Origin of the sequence: Pseudoxanthomonas sp. (assembly GCF_027498035.1) — a bacterium.
Lineage (GTDB): Bacteria > Pseudomonadota > Gammaproteobacteria > Xanthomonadales > Xanthomonadaceae > Pseudoxanthomonas_A.
This window is the reverse complement of sequence record NZ_CP114978.1, coordinates 4154976-4168051: the sequence shown is the minus strand read 5'-3', so window position 1 is coordinate 4168051 and position 13076 is coordinate 4154976. Positions and strand designations below refer to the sequence as shown.

Sequence of the window (13076 nt, the reverse complement as noted above, 5' to 3'; positions counted from 1 at the left end):
TTACTCCGCTGTGTAGGGGCCGATGGCGAGGTAGTCAAACGTCAGGGCGTTGGCAATCGAAACGCCCCGATTGGAATCAGCGGTGATCGTGAAATACGTCGCCGTCACGGCACTCACGCTTGGAATCGCGCTATAGCCAGTCGAGTTGACCCCGTTCTGTGTCATCGTCACATAGACCTTGGGTGCCGAGTCGAAGGTCAGCGGGAAGTCGATGTTCTTGGTAGGGACATTGGCACCGGTGCCGATTGAGCTGCTGCCCATCAGGATCAACATGCCGCCGACACGGATGGTCGTGGACGAATAATCCACATCCGCATCGGTTGAATCACTCTCAGCCCAGTAGGCCTGGGTGCCGTCCGACTTCAGAACGTAGTCGGTCAGGTCAGTCGGGTCTGGCACCTGGGTGATGTCTGACCACTTGAGCGAGGTTCCGTCGTTGGTCAGGAACTGGCCGGACACCAGCGTCGGAATGTCGTCACTGTCGCTCTCATCCGCGCCGACTGTGCGCGTCCAGACGGCGTTCCCATCCGCATCGGTGAACTTCACCGTGTAGGTGCCATCCAGCCAAATGTTCACCTCAGCCCGGCCCGCCGAATCCAGCACGACCGGGTTGGTGTTGGCCGTGGTCAGGTCGCTGTCGCTATAGGTGGCTTTCTCGGTGGTGGTGCCCAGCTCGTAGAAGTAGAGAAGGCCGCCGTTGGCAATCTCAGTGCCATCGGCACCGAACATGACCGGCGCGGGGTCGTAAAAGCGAGTTCCGCTCATGGGGGCTCCTGAAACGAAAAAACCCCGCATGAGCGGGGTATTGAGGGTGTTCTTGCCGTGGTGTTACTGAAGCGTTGCAGCGATCAGTGCGGCGCCCGCGCAAGCTGCGAATATCAAAGCCGCCAGGGCCAGCACAAGACCGACGCGGTCAGCCCCTTTTCTGGTCATGTTTCCTGTCAATCCGACCTGTGTCTTGGGTGTATTCTTGGTCACGGTTCCCTCGTGCTGGTCCCACGGGTGGATACAAGAAAGCCCCGGTTCGCCTGCCAGCGCCGGGGCTTTCGCTTTTTGATACATTGCCGGCCTATGGCCGATCCGAAGAAATCCCAGAAGCCCGACTACGACCTTTCAAACCTTGGCGGTAGGCCGAAGGATTGGATGCAGCGCGAGCATGAGAAAGAAGTGGCGTCCAATTGGTGGGATGACATCTGGGTCCCGGCCGCCTTTATTGGACTACCTATTCTGTTCCTGGGCGCCATTGGCCTGATCATTTACGGCCTGTTCGAGTAGCGAATGCAACTCCTGCATGTCGGCGTCACCTGCCCTATTGGCAGCGACACCCATATCTCGCAGGTTTGAAATGAAAGCTCCTAGTGGGAGTTTCGTGGAGTCAGCGAGCCACTTAACTGCGCGCGGACTTGTTAGTACGCGAGCGGCTCCATTCGCCATAGCCCCACTAGCTGCAATCCCCGCCGCAGTTTTCAAGTGACCCGTGCCAAGCGCAGTCAGTAGCACTGACCAATACGCATAGGCGGCGTTCTTATCCGCACTCCCTGAAGGGTTGGCATATACCTTGGACCCCGTTTTGATGTTGTCAGCCACCTTTGCGATTCGGTCCATTGACTGGCTGAAGCCCGAACCGTAGCGGTCAAACAGTGCGCGCTTGGCTTCGGGGCTTACGCGGTTCCAGTTAGTTAGGAATGTGCCTGCGCTGAACACATCGCCAGCAGCATCTTGCGCGCCCGGCGTAGCCATACCCATGCGCTTTATTACCGCCGCCGTGACTGCCTTCTGCCCATCCTGAGGCAGAGACTGCATGACAGCTCTAAGTGTCGTTCCTCCGTCTCGGGTGCCGGACATGGCGGCCTGAAAAACCTGCTCCGGCCCACCATTCTTGTCTATCACGCGAGAAAGCTGCTCCACCCTGTCCATGCCAGCGCGGGTGTAATTGTTCGCTCTCCGGAATGCCCGTGTGGCTGCTGGGCCTGCATCCATTGCCGCCCCTTCAAGATCCTTTGACAATGCCCCATACAGGGCCTTGAACTTGGACCGTGGGAAGTCGCTCATTATTCCGGCATCATCAAGCTGTTGACCAACAAGCGTCCTCAATTTCTTGATTGCCTCGTAGGGAAGCCGTCCGTTGGCCGCATCTGCGGCAGCCTGAAGATCTCCTAGAGTTTCTTCGATCTCGCGAGCCTGAGCCACCCGCCCACGAGCTATATCCGTTGCTTCGCCGGCCGCCACTACACCTTCATTTGCCTGCTGTGCGGCTGGCGTATAGCGGCCTGGAACGCGCGGCGCCCCTTCAACCGGGTAATAGCGATTGGCGGCATTGGCTTGGTCATTGGCAAAAGCAGAGAAGCGGCCCGCATCTTGAGTCGCTGCGTCCCGCGATGCATATACACGGTCCAGGCGCGCTAAGGCATCCTCCATCGACATTTGGGCATCAGTCGGGATGGCTAGATCTTTTTCTAGTGCGCTTCCGATACCTGAGACCTTCGAATTCTGGAAGAACTTTGAGGTGTTAGGAGCCCCAGGGATTGGGGCATTCAATTCAGCAATTGCCTTCCTAGTGTTGCTCGTCAGAATTCCGGTATGAGCCGGGATAAGATCATCCAGTTTGTTAAACAACTCAGATTGTGTTGCCTTGTAGCCTTCAGTGAACCCATCTGGGCCATGGATCCCGCGCTGGATAGCGCGGCCTGCACGCTCACCACTGGCATTTCGGGCAAGGCTGTTGGCAGTTCCGTTCAAACCCTGTCCTATCTGCTCAGACTGCCGCTGGGCGAACCGACCCATGACGCCGCTACTGGTTGGACCCTTGGAAAGAAGTCCTTCCAAGCCCTGAACCCAGCCTCGACCTGAAGCCTGCCCAGTGGACGGCGTTGCCCCAAGCGTCGCGAAGTCGGATAGCGTGTTTCGCATGCCCTGCCCTGAGGTTCCGCGCACGGCGCCCCTAAGCGCTGCTGCGCCCGTAGCGGTCGCCGCGCTAGGACCAAGGCCGCCAGCCAGCCCAGCCAGGAGCTGTGCACCCTGGCCTCCACCAGCTTCGCGCGTTGTCCCGGACGCGGCGGCGCCAGTTGCAGAAGCAATGGCCTGCTGCACCGGCTGCGCAGTCAGCAAATCAGCCAGACGGTTTGTCGCGGGGACGGCGCCGGCACGGCCAAGGCTGGATAGCGCACCAATGCCACTGCCGATGCCCATCGTCAGGCCCGTGCCAGTCAGCGCCTCGCCCACGTCGCCAAGAACACGCTCGGTGGCCGTTCGGGGCCTCGGTAGGTCAAGCCGGTCCGCCAAAGCGGAAGCGGCCTCCCGGTAACTCGGCTGATCGCCAGGAATGAGGTAGTGATTCACTGCATCGCCGCCAATCGCGCCGATCAGCCCACCGCCCGCCTGGATCACGGAACGCAAGCCTGCCCCAAGCCCCTCGCCGGCCGTCAGGGGCGTTGGCGATCTATCCCCGCTGATCATCTTGGCAAAAGCGGAATCGTTGGCCGCAGGAGCTGGCGCATCGTCCCAAACGACCTGGGATAGGTCGATTGGTTTTTCGGCCTGGCTCTCGGGCATCCCGCCAACAATGTCGATTTCGAGCGGCTTCTGCTCACCGTACATGCCAGCCTGTTGGTCATGCAGGGCCTGCGCATAGGCCGTTGCGTTTTCTGGGCTGTCGAAGGCTCCGAGATTCCGCCCGGTTCTCCGGTAGACATCAATAGCCTCGTCATTGCTCATGACCCGGCCGTCGTCACTCACGGTTGGAATGAGGACTTCTCTACCATCAAAGTTTGCTGAGATGCTACGGACCGTAGAGATCGTGCCATCCGCATTCTTGACGACGGGACGCTTCGAGAGATCAATGTTTCCAGGCTCAATAAGGCCTTGAGGCATTGAACCGGCTGTCGTCATGGCCGGCTCGTCATCCCATTTGACGTTAGCAAGCTGGGATTGATCAATCGGCATAGTCGCTAGTCCCGTCGCTGTACTGGACGACTTTGCGCCCGTTCAATGTGCCGGTTCGGACTGGAGTGCGCTGGGGCTGTGTTGAAACGGCCCCGCCGGCCCGGTCGCCATTCGCATCCAACCCATATTGCGAGTACAGGTGACTCAGTTTCGTTTGCTGCTGCTGGGCAGCGCGCTTGTTGATGTTGACCAGCTTGGTGAACGCCGCTTTCGCGGACGCTGTGTCAGACGCCGCCTGCAATTCCTTGATGGCACGCGCTGCGTCGCCTTCGGTCTGAACACCCTTGTTCAACCGCAAGGAGTCATTGATCAGGCGCTGGCGGTCGGAATCCCAAGCTGCGTATGCACGGGACTTATCGTCGGTGAACCCCGATGCATTCCTTGCTTTGGCCGCGAATACCGAAGCTGGCGAAAGATCGAGCGTCCCGTCATTCAGCGCATCCAGATGGGTCTGCATGTCTGACACGATGTTATTGGCACCGTCTACAGCGCCCTGAAGGTCGAAGGCCAATTTTTGAGCCCCGATAGGCATCGGCTTCTCGGTCGCCGAAGAAGCTTTCTCCGCATCCTTTCGCTGCTGATAGGCGAACTGAGCATCGGCGCGCGCGTCGTCCCTCGCCTTCCCCGCTAGCAGCGCCTGCTGGTAGGGAGTGATCGTCTGACTGGCGTCCGGCTTCGGGGCCGTATACCCCATGCCGCCAGCCTCGCGTGACGGGAGCTGGACATAGGAGTCGCCCGTTGCGCCTGATTGAGCGTCAGCCTGGGCGGCAGCGATCTGCTCGGGCGATAGGTCACTGCCCAGCGTATAGGGCTGCCCGCCCCCACCCTGCTGTACGCCCGGCGTCCCGCTATAACTCGGCTCACTCAACGATTGCGTGCGCGGATCGAAGATCATCTGGCGGAACCCGCCATTCCCGTCCGGCACTTTCACGAACTGGGCATTGCCAGGCGCCATCGGGACTTCAGCCAGCACGTTGCCGGATGCGTCGAATCGCTTGGAGCCCGGGGATAGTGTGTAGGACTCGTCCTTTACCGCGCCGCGGTTGCCCAGCGTCGCCACCCTGGCCTTCATTTCCTCCCACCCGGCGTCCATGTCGGGCGTCCACTCGGTAGGGGCAGGCTTTCCGCTGAGCTGGCTGATCAACGGGCCACCAGCGCGCAGGCCTGCATTGATCGCTGCCGGATTTCCCGTCGCGCGCACCTTGTCCATGTAGGTGATGTAGCCCTGCAGCTTGCGCAGTTGGTTGTCACCGGCACTCTGGTACTGGTCGGCAGCTTGGGGATCAATCGCAGCGGCCTGTGCGTACGCCTGCGGGTCGCCCTGGATGATCTTGGGGGCAAGGCCGCGCACCGCGCTGTCACGAGCCTGCTGCTGGCCTAGCGCGCCCTGATCCTGCGTGAACTTGTACAGGTCCATGAGATTGGTTGCCATCAGAAGTAGCTCCTGAAGCCGTAATAGTTCTGCGATGGAAGCAGGCTGGAGCTGGCGCCAGACCAGTTGCCCGTCTGGTTCGGGGCGAATTGGCCGAAATTGGTGCCCGTCCCAGTTGTGGTGGACGCAGGAGCGAACTTCGTAGACAGCGCCCCGCCGAGATTGGACAGCGCGCCGCCGACTGCGCCGGCCATCTGCGCGTTGGTTTCACCACGAGCGAGTGCCGAGTTGGCCTGCGCCTGCCCCATCTGGCCTGCATAGCCCGCCGATGCGCCGGCAGCCGACTGGCCCTGTCCTGCAAGACTCATCAAGCTGCTGCGGTAGTTGCCCAGGTTCTGCGAGGCCAGTCCACTGATCTTGCGGGCCATGTCCACGCTGGTGGCGCCGCTGTAGAGCTGGCCGTTCGCAGCTGCACGCGTGTTCACTGCATCGGCCATCTCTCGCTTGGCGAACTGATAGTCGGGGCTACTTTCAAACCCCGGAGTAGTTACCGGCGTTGAGTGCGGCCAACTGGGTAAGCGCGGTCTTGCCTGCGTCGCTGTACGGCGACAGGAGTGACTGCTGTTGCCCGTAGGCGTTCTCCTGCGCGGCCAAGGCCTGCGATTGCGCTTTCTTCTGCTGCTGCCCGGCGTATGCGGCACTGCCGACTGCAACGGCCGCGCCAATACCAACTGCGATAAAGGTCATGCCTACACTCCCGGCGTCAGATGCTCGTTGATGATGAATTTGGCTTCGATCTCAGCCGGGTCAGTCAGCTTGGTCGGGTGCACCGTCATGAAGCGCACGTCGGTGACGGCGATCATCACTTTCTTACACTCAGGCTCAGACACAAACACACACGGGGCCTGCATCAGGGCAGGCTCCTGGCCCGGCATACCGATGCCGATCTGGCCTTCCAGCAGGATGTTCAGGGTGGAATAGCGATGAGCCTTTCCCACGATCAAATCGCCGGCCTGCATCCGCATCTCGCGCCCGTACTGGCCCCATGCGTAGTAGTGCTGAAGCGGGCATTCGATCTGCGGGAGCGACAGCATCCGGTCCTGAAGTGCCAGGACCGATTCCAGGCTGGTGAGCTGGGCTAGATCGCCACTCATGCGACGCTGTCCTGTAGGTCGCCGTAAATGTCGATCTGGGTGGTGCTGATCACCTTGACCCAGATGTGCCCACCAATCGGCACGATGGCGGCTTTTCCGTCCGGCCTGTTGATGGTCACGCTGCTGTCGCTGCTGGCGATGGTCAGGGTTGAGTTGGTCGAAGCGTTCTTGACCTCCCACTCATAGCCAGCCGTCAGCGACGCTGTTTCCAGGAAATCGTAGGTCTTCGCCAGGGTCGCGGTGAAGCGGATGTACTTCCAGGCATCGTCATTGGATGCGGTGCGCGTGGTAGCTGCCGCAGCCGTGATCGTCTTGTAGAGCGCGGGAACAGTGAAAAGCTCCACGATCTGCGCGGGCGTCGCCTTCTGCGTCACCGAATCCTTGACCACCGGAAAGTATTCAGTCCCGTCCAGGCCGCTGACACTGGTCAGCGCGCTGATTGCAATGGCATCAGCCATGACTCACCTCGTAATGTTGATCGTGCCGCCAAGCAAGTCGTGCTGGCAGGGGCTGGACACTTGGATGCGATAGATCCGGCCGCGCGTTCGGCCCATCCTGTGGAAGCGCACGCGCTTTCTGTATTCGCCGATGGCGCCTAGGTCGGCGTACCGGATGTTGGTGAAGTTGCGGCCCCAGTCGTCCGAGTAGGACAGCTGCACCGTGGCCTCAGCCGTGTCACTGCCACTCACCAGCAGGTAATCACCGTCTTCGGTGACCAGCCAATCGCCGGATTCCGTAGCCAGCCACTGGGCAACAGTGGATCCGGCGTGGCCGGTGTCGAAGTACAGCTCGACCCCATCAACGGTGAGGTAGTCGCCATCGGCCTGGATCACGCCGCTCGTGCGCGAACTGATCAGCGGCTTGCCGTTCTCGCTGTAGGTGTCCCAATCCAGCGTGTAGATGTTGCCGCTGGTGATGTCGCCCACAAGCCACTGGCCGTTCCAGTAGAGCGAGTTTTGAATACGCCAGCGTTCAAGCCCGAAGGTCTGCCGGCGATGCCACTTCTGCGTCCAGCAGTCATAGCCGAAGGTCTGCCCATCGGGAAATGACCAGTAGACGACCTTATGGCCCTTGCTGGACCATGAGAATGCTACCGCGCTAGACCATGCACACCCGGAGATGGCCTGTTCAATGCCGTCATTGGAGATGCGCTGCTGGCCATAGCCGTTGTTCCGGTAGATCGATCCGTCATCCCCCAGCCAGAAGATGCCGTTATCGACCTTCGCCACGCCATTGGCCGATGCGCAGCCAACGTCAAGCACCGTGTTGTTCTGCCTGGCGAACTTGGCAGTGCTATCGCCAGTTGCGCCCCACACTTCGATAGTGCGCTGGCCGAATAGCCACACCTCGTTGTTGAACACCTTCAGCGTCACCAAACGATCTGGTGCGCCTTCGGCCTGGAATCGGTCGGTGCTGTCATACGTCGCAGCATCGCCAGCGGTGGAGATGAAGAAGTAGCGCTTGGACGGCTCAATCCCTATGAAATAGCCGTTGATGTAGTCGATCACCGACCCGCCCGGAAACGCCGAGTCCGAAATGCGCTTGAACGTCTTGGCCCCCGAGTCGTACAGGTAGCCAACCGTTCCATTGACCACGACGACTTGATAGCCGGTGTCGGCCAGGCCATAAGTCATCGACACCAGCCCGGTCCCTGGAACCGTGCCCAGCTTCGTAGCCGTGCCGTCCGATGCCATCTTGTACAGCGACCGATTGCTCACGACATAGGCCGTGCCATTGACGTTCACCCATCCACGGATCGGGCCACTATCAATCGTTGCAAACAGCTTCAGTCCTGGCGGCGTGCGCAGCTTGAACTGTGTCCGTGCGCCCGCGCTTTCAGCCGGGACCGGAAGCCAGTTGACCGTATCCTCAGCCGACCACGGCGCGACGCTGTAAAAGCCGTCAACGATGGGGAATTGGCTGGCGGGCATCAGCGGCACCGCCCAGCGGCAATCGGTAGCTCGCTGAAGTCAGTCTTTCCAGCCTGGAAGTAGCGATGCATGAAGCGCGTCCATGACTCACGCGCAGCAGCTGCAGCCTCAGCAGACAAGCTCAGCCCATACTCGGGCGCCAAGCGCAATGCTAGTTGGGCCGCGATGGCCTCACGATCCGCCAGGTCGATGCTCAGCTCGTCATCCGGGCCATCCACTGCGTAATCGGGGATCATGATGTCCGAGCCACGCAGTTCTGCAAACAACGCCTGCAGCGTGTCAATTGCGTCTGTCATGTCCTCTGCTGTCGGGCTCTCGCTGGCATCCAGCGCGCCGATCAGCCGCAGGGAGCGCCTGACAAGGCTAGTTGCGGTAATGGTCATCCGTGACCCCTCTAAAGAGAAGGAGGCCGAGCTTCCCCGGCCTCCTTGTGCATCAGCCCTTCAGCACGCAGGCCAGCTCCGGGTACAACGTCTTCACGCCATACATGATGTCCAGGCGGATCACGTCATCATCGGAGTCAATGTCGTAGTCCTTCACGACACGAACCGAATAGCCGTTGGCCGACTCCCGAGCCTTGAACGCAGCACCATCCGGCAGGGCCAGTGGCACGGTGACCAAGCCAAAGGCATTCTTGTGGAATGCCAGATTGGCGGCATACGAGGCCGAGACCGTGATGACCGCGTTATCTGCCGGTGCAGCGCTGACGGTCTGGAACGCGCCGTCAATGATGATGGCCGGAGAGATGGTCAGCGAAGCTGCGCCAGTGGCTACGGTAGCGTCGGTCAGAACGACGAACTCCTGAAGGAAGTCCAGCGTCTCCTTGCTCACCGGATTGACCGCATACACGCCCGCAATGGTGAACTTGTCACCAGCCAGCACAGTATTGGTACTCAGGCCATCGACCACCAGCGTCTGCGAAGTGCTGCCGTAGGTGTTGACGGCATTGGCATAGGTGACGTTCTGACTTGCACCATTCACCGCACCGCCAGCGGCGGACCATGTTCCCGCAGTGTGCTTCTTAACGTTCTGGTCCATGTACGTCTCAAAGCCGGCCAGCGGGCCAACGGAGATGCCACGCACCGCGCCCTTGACCAGTTCGGGGTTGTACAAACCCTTCAACAGGTCGGCCGCATACAGATGGGCACGCGGGTTCAGGACCAGTCGCCGGTCTTCGGTCGGGACGGCCGAGTTATCCAGGCGCATGGACGCTTCACCGAAGTTGATGAAGGTACTGGGCGCGGTTCCAGCGGTGCCTACGTTCTGGAAAATGCCCTTGTACAGCGCGGTCAGGTCCGAATCGACCTGATTCGACAGGGCGATCATCGCGGGGCGGATGTAGCGCTCCGAATACTGCTCGACACTCAGGGTCAGATCTTCGGTGCTGAACTTCCACGAGACGTGCTTGCGCTTGTCGATGGTGAATGTGGTCTTTGCCTCCTGAACGTCCTGATTGACGCGGGTGGCGCCATCGGATGCGACGAACTTGACCGGCTTACGGATACTGATCGAATCGCCCTGGCCGCCCTTGAACTCGGAGCGGTACTCACGATGGACCAGCTTGCCCATGACGAGGTTGTTTTCCAGCTGCATCAGCGCCTCTTTCGCGATGATGTCCGGAGTGATGAGAGTGTTTGCCATTTGTCTGCGTCCTTGCAGTTAGGTGAGATTGGTTACTTGCCGCCCATCCGTGCGGCCTTGTATTGCTCGTAGGTCATGCCTTCCCGAATCCCTCGGGGCGCGGCACTTCCACCCGACAATGAAGGCGTCGGCGGAGGGGCTTGCGTGACGGGTTTTTGTTTCGGCGCGCTGATCTGCGCTTCGAGGCGACCGAGCTGGAGTGCGGCGAGATGCGGACTCAACCGCGAGATGCGGTCTGCCTCATCAAGATGGGTCGCAAGGTGATAAGCCAGCGCCGGACCGTGGTCGCTTGTTGCGATCACGTCGATCACTTCCGGGGCGAACTGGATAGCTCCGTCCAGCTCCTGAACCCGATCCTCATAGTCCGGGGCTGAGGCCATGAATTCCTTGGCCTTGCGCTCGAACTGTTTGACGGATTCCTGCCTGCTTCGCTGCTGCTCTTCCTCGCGGTATCGACTGTCCATGCCCTTGGCTGCTGCGTCGGCGTAATACTTCGCCGTGGCCTGCTGCCACTTCTGCATGTCAAAGTCGAATGATTCCAGCGCAGGTGGCGCATCGGCTTGCGGCGGAGGCACTGGGCGCTGCTGGCGGACTTGCTCCAGCTCAGCCCTGTACGCATCCCGTTCCCGCTCGGCGGTACGCCTTGCCTTCGTTACTTCGTTGAGCCGCTCCTGAGGCACATAGCGGCCCTTTTCATCTCGGGGCTGCTCTTGCGCCTGGGGTTGCTCAACCTGCTCGGCGGTCGCTTCCGAACCTTCTACCTGCTGCCGCTCCACCGCTTCGGTGTTTTCAGCAGGCACGACCTCTGCGCCCGTCTGGGCGTTCTCCAAATCACTCATTGCGCGTCATCCTTGACGAATAGCCCGGATACCGTCCGGTGCGGTTAAACGGTTTCGGCCTGGCCTTCGCCGCTGTTGTCCTGCACTTGTTGCTGCGCCAGGTGAGCCATCCCGATGTCGTGCTGCCGCCCCGCCTCGGCCTGGATCTGCTGGTCCAGCAGCGCCGCCGCATCACGATTTACCTGGGCGGCGGCCGCCGCATCTTTCTGGAACACCGCAAGCCGTGCCGTTTCAGCTTCGTACCAGTCGATGCGCAGCTGCTCTTGGGCAATGGCAACCTTCAGCTCTTCCGCCACCTTGCTACTTGCCTTGGCCTGCGCCTGCTGCAGCTGCTGCTGAAGCTCGGACAGCTGCTGCTGGGCCTGCTGCTGCATCTGCTGCATTTGGCTCTGAAGCTGCACGACAGCTGGGGATTGGTCTTTCTGGGCCAATGCCTGTTGCACCGGCGCCGGCAGCAGCAGCTTGAGCCGCTCGGCCGCTTCGTCGGCCTTCGGGAAGTCCATGGATCCCACGATCAGATCAGGCACGGACTGGGCCACCATCGGATTCCCCTGCCCAAGCTGCACAAGCGCATCGACAAACTCCATGCGCTGCGTGTCATAGCTCGGCCCAGTCGTAACGGCGTAGTCGTACTTGCCCTTTGACAAGTCATTGACCTTGATCACTCGGCCTGTCTGCTGATCACGCACCTCTTCATAAAGCTGCACGAACTGATCGCTGCCGTCTCGCCCCATGATGCGGACCTGGCGCGGCGTGTCGTACACCTTCGGCAACGCATCACCGAGAATCCGGCCGGTCGCCTGAATCCCCTTATTGAGTGCATCCTGATAGTCGAACGTCGCGGTATCGCCTTCCTGCTGCCGCGCCAGGATCGCCCTTCCGCTGGTCTCGTTGGATCGCGCGCCCACGCTTGCGTCATAGATGCCGTCCGATGCCTTGAGCATGTCCACGGCCATCTGCGACATCGCAGTGAACGCGGCGGGCATCTCAGGCCCGGGCTGCCGCGTTGGAGCACTATTGGGGGCAGCCGGGTCTGGCGTGTACGGCAAGTAGGGCGCGTCCATCGCGTTGGACTTGTCCCACATCTTTTTGACGCCAGCACCTTCCAGCATCTTCGGCGTAACTAGATACGGCGCCTTGGGCTGCTTTGCCAGCAGCTCCTGAGCCGTGGTGAAGTTGTAGTTCACCAGCTTCTGCGGGTCTCGACTGAAACGGACCATGCCGCACCAGTGCCACTTGCCCTCGATCAGCTTGCGGTTTGCATAGACCGTAATGATCGGGATGCGAGTGAATACCGTCTCATACGGCCCTTCAAGCTCATCGACGCCGGACACGATGGACATCACGACGCGCTTGCCTTCGGCCTGCCTGATCATTGGCTTGCCGGACGCATCTGTCTGGATCGTGATGCCGCTCTGAGCCATCTCATCCAGCGCGTCTTTCACTTCGTCGTAATCGACGCTGCGGCCGTCAGTCAACAGGCAAATCTGGCGCTTGTAGCGCTCGACGCGGTAATACTCGGCGATGCGGATGCCGTCGTTTGCAAACCATCCCGCGCATCCTTGGCTGCCGGCTGACTCGAAATCCAGCTCGCGCGCATTGGGCCAGCGACGCTTGAACTCTTCCTTCGACACAAACTCTTCGACAAAGCACCACTCGGCATCCGCGCCAGTCGGGTCCTTGTGGGAAGGATCCAGCCAGACGGTAGCGATGGCGTCAGCGATGGGGGAAATCTGTAGATCAAGCTCCCATGCGTCGTCATCGCTGTATTCAGTCTTGACGCGCCAGGCGCCGAACCCGCCAGCGGTCAGTAGCTCGAATGCGCCGTCGTATGCGTTCTCAGCGTTCGAGATGGCCTCGATATTGCGGATCAGCCCAGCGCGCAGGTCTGCGTCCTTGGCCTCGGCGTCACGCTGCGCCCGAACCTTGATGCCCGGCCGCGCCTTCTTCTGATCGTTGACGACCTGGCGCCAATGGCTGCGCAGGATCGGCATCTCGTAGCACGGGCGACCACGGCGTTGCTTGCGCTGATGCTCGTCCCACGCCTCGCCAGGCACGGACACAAACCGCAGGTCAGATAGCGCCTTGTCTCGATTGTCGCCCTCGGCATCCGTCGCGGACTCGTACCGTTCGCGCATCAGTTGCATGTCTAGGTTGCCGCCATCCTTGGCAGCATTGCTGTCATCCATCCTTGATC

13 protein-coding genes are annotated in these 13076 nt (G+C 60.7%); 1 reads left to right on the top strand and 12 read right to left on the bottom strand.

What is annotated here, in order from left to right:
* On the bottom strand, positions 1-765 hold the full coding sequence (locus O8I58_RS18575) for an H-type lectin domain-containing protein (RefSeq protein ID WP_298319383.1): 765 nt from the start codon (positions 763-765) through the stop codon (positions 1-3).
* A 57-nt stretch (positions 766-822) separates the two neighbouring features.
* Here O8I58_RS18575 and O8I58_RS18570 point away from each other — a divergent pair, with 57 nt between their 5' ends.
* The gene (locus O8I58_RS18570) at positions 823-1275 is read left to right on the top strand and encodes a hypothetical protein (protein WP_298319382.1); all 453 of its coding nucleotides are present in this window, start codon (positions 823-825) and stop codon (positions 1273-1275) included.
* Here the strand turns inward: O8I58_RS18570 and O8I58_RS18565 are convergent.
* From O8I58_RS18565 to O8I58_RS18515, 11 genes are read right to left on the bottom strand one after another with little or no spacing between them, the layout of a single operon-like run.
* Positions 1219-3942 carry a hypothetical protein gene (locus tag O8I58_RS18565; protein ID WP_298319381.1) on the bottom strand — a complete coding sequence of 908 codons (2724 nt, stop codon included), beginning with the start codon at positions 3940-3942 and terminating at the stop codon, positions 1219-1221. The genes O8I58_RS18570 and O8I58_RS18565 overlap by 57 nt on opposite strands.
* Positions 3932-5374: a hypothetical protein gene (locus O8I58_RS18560; protein WP_298319380.1), complete on the bottom strand. Its 1443-nt coding sequence runs from the start codon at positions 5372-5374 to the stop codon at positions 3932-3934. Before O8I58_RS18560 ends, O8I58_RS18565 begins: the two co-directional genes overlap by 11 nt.
* On the bottom strand, positions 5374-5799 hold the full coding sequence (locus O8I58_RS18555) for a hypothetical protein (RefSeq protein WP_298319379.1): 426 nt from the start codon (positions 5797-5799) through the stop codon (positions 5374-5376). The genes O8I58_RS18560 and O8I58_RS18555 overlap by 1 nt, the downstream gene beginning before the upstream one ends.
* A 46-nt stretch (positions 5800-5845) precedes the next feature.
* Positions 5846-6061 (bottom strand): hypothetical protein, encoded by a 216-nt coding sequence (locus O8I58_RS18550; protein ID WP_298319377.1) that lies wholly within the window; start codon positions 6059-6061, stop codon positions 5846-5848.
* 2 nt (positions 6062-6063) lie between these two features.
* Entirely contained in the window at positions 6064-6468 is a 405-nt protein-coding gene (locus O8I58_RS18545) for a hypothetical protein (RefSeq protein WP_298319376.1), read from the bottom strand.
* Entirely contained in the window at positions 6465-6926 is a 462-nt protein-coding gene (locus O8I58_RS18540) for a hypothetical protein (protein ID WP_298319375.1), read from the bottom strand. The genes O8I58_RS18545 and O8I58_RS18540 overlap by 4 nt, the downstream gene beginning before the upstream one ends.
* A 3-nt stretch (positions 6927-6929) precedes the next feature.
* A complete protein-coding gene (locus tag O8I58_RS18535; protein WP_298319374.1) occupies positions 6930-8399 on the bottom strand; it encodes a packaged DNA stabilization protein in 1470 nt (489 codons plus the stop codon).
* A complete protein-coding gene (locus O8I58_RS18530) occupies positions 8399-8782 on the bottom strand; it encodes a packaged DNA stabilization gp4 family protein (protein WP_298319372.1) in 384 nt (127 codons plus the stop codon). Before O8I58_RS18530 ends, O8I58_RS18535 begins: the two co-directional genes overlap by 1 nt.
* Positions 8783-8834: 52 nt before the next feature.
* The gene (locus O8I58_RS18525; RefSeq protein WP_298319370.1) at positions 8835-10040 is read right to left on the bottom strand and encodes a P22 phage major capsid protein family protein; all 1206 of its coding nucleotides are present in this window, start codon (positions 10038-10040) and stop codon (positions 8835-8837) included.
* A 32-nt stretch (positions 10041-10072) separates the two neighbouring features.
* Entirely contained in the window at positions 10073-10879 is an 807-nt protein-coding gene (locus O8I58_RS18520; protein WP_298319369.1) for a hypothetical protein, read from the bottom strand.
* Between the two features lie 44 nt (positions 10880-10923).
* A complete protein-coding gene (locus O8I58_RS18515) occupies positions 10924-13068 on the bottom strand; it encodes a portal protein (protein ID WP_298319367.1) in 2145 nt (714 codons plus the stop codon).
* Between the last annotated feature and the right edge of the window lie 8 nt (positions 13069-13076).

Coding starts and splice junctions, on each gene's coding strand:
- O8I58_RS18530 (WP_298319372.1), bottom strand. CDS start 8,782: ATGACCATTACCGCAACTAGCCTTGTCAGGCGCTCCCTGCGGCTGATC.
- O8I58_RS18575 (WP_298319383.1), bottom strand. CDS start 765: ATGAGCGGAACTCGCTTTTACGACCCCGCGCCGGTCATGTTCGGTGCC.
- O8I58_RS18540 (WP_298319375.1), bottom strand. CDS start 6,926: ATGGCTGATGCCATTGCAATCAGCGCGCTGACCAGTGTCAGCGGCCTG.
- O8I58_RS18545 (WP_298319376.1), bottom strand. CDS start 6,468: ATGAGTGGCGATCTAGCCCAGCTCACCAGCCTGGAATCGGTCCTGGCA.
- O8I58_RS18550 (WP_298319377.1), bottom strand. CDS start 6,061: ATGACCTTTATCGCAGTTGGTATTGGCGCGGCCGTTGCAGTCGGCAGT.
- O8I58_RS18565 (WP_298319381.1), bottom strand. CDS start 3,942: ATGCCGATTGATCAATCCCAGCTTGCTAACGTCAAATGGGATGACGAG.
- O8I58_RS18535 (WP_298319374.1), bottom strand. CDS start 8,399: ATGCCCGCCAGCCAATTCCCCATCGTTGACGGCTTTTACAGCGTCGCG.
- O8I58_RS18515 (WP_298319367.1), bottom strand. CDS start 13,068: ATGGATGACAGCAATGCTGCCAAGGATGGCGGCAACCTAGACATGCAA.
- O8I58_RS18525 (WP_298319370.1), bottom strand. CDS start 10,040: ATGGCAAACACTCTCATCACTCCGGACATCATCGCGAAAGAGGCGCTG.
- O8I58_RS18560 (WP_298319380.1), bottom strand. CDS start 5,374: ATGGCAACCAATCTCATGGACCTGTACAAGTTCACGCAGGATCAGGGC.
- O8I58_RS18520 (WP_298319369.1), bottom strand. CDS start 10,879: ATGAGTGATTTGGAGAACGCCCAGACGGGCGCAGAGGTCGTGCCTGCT.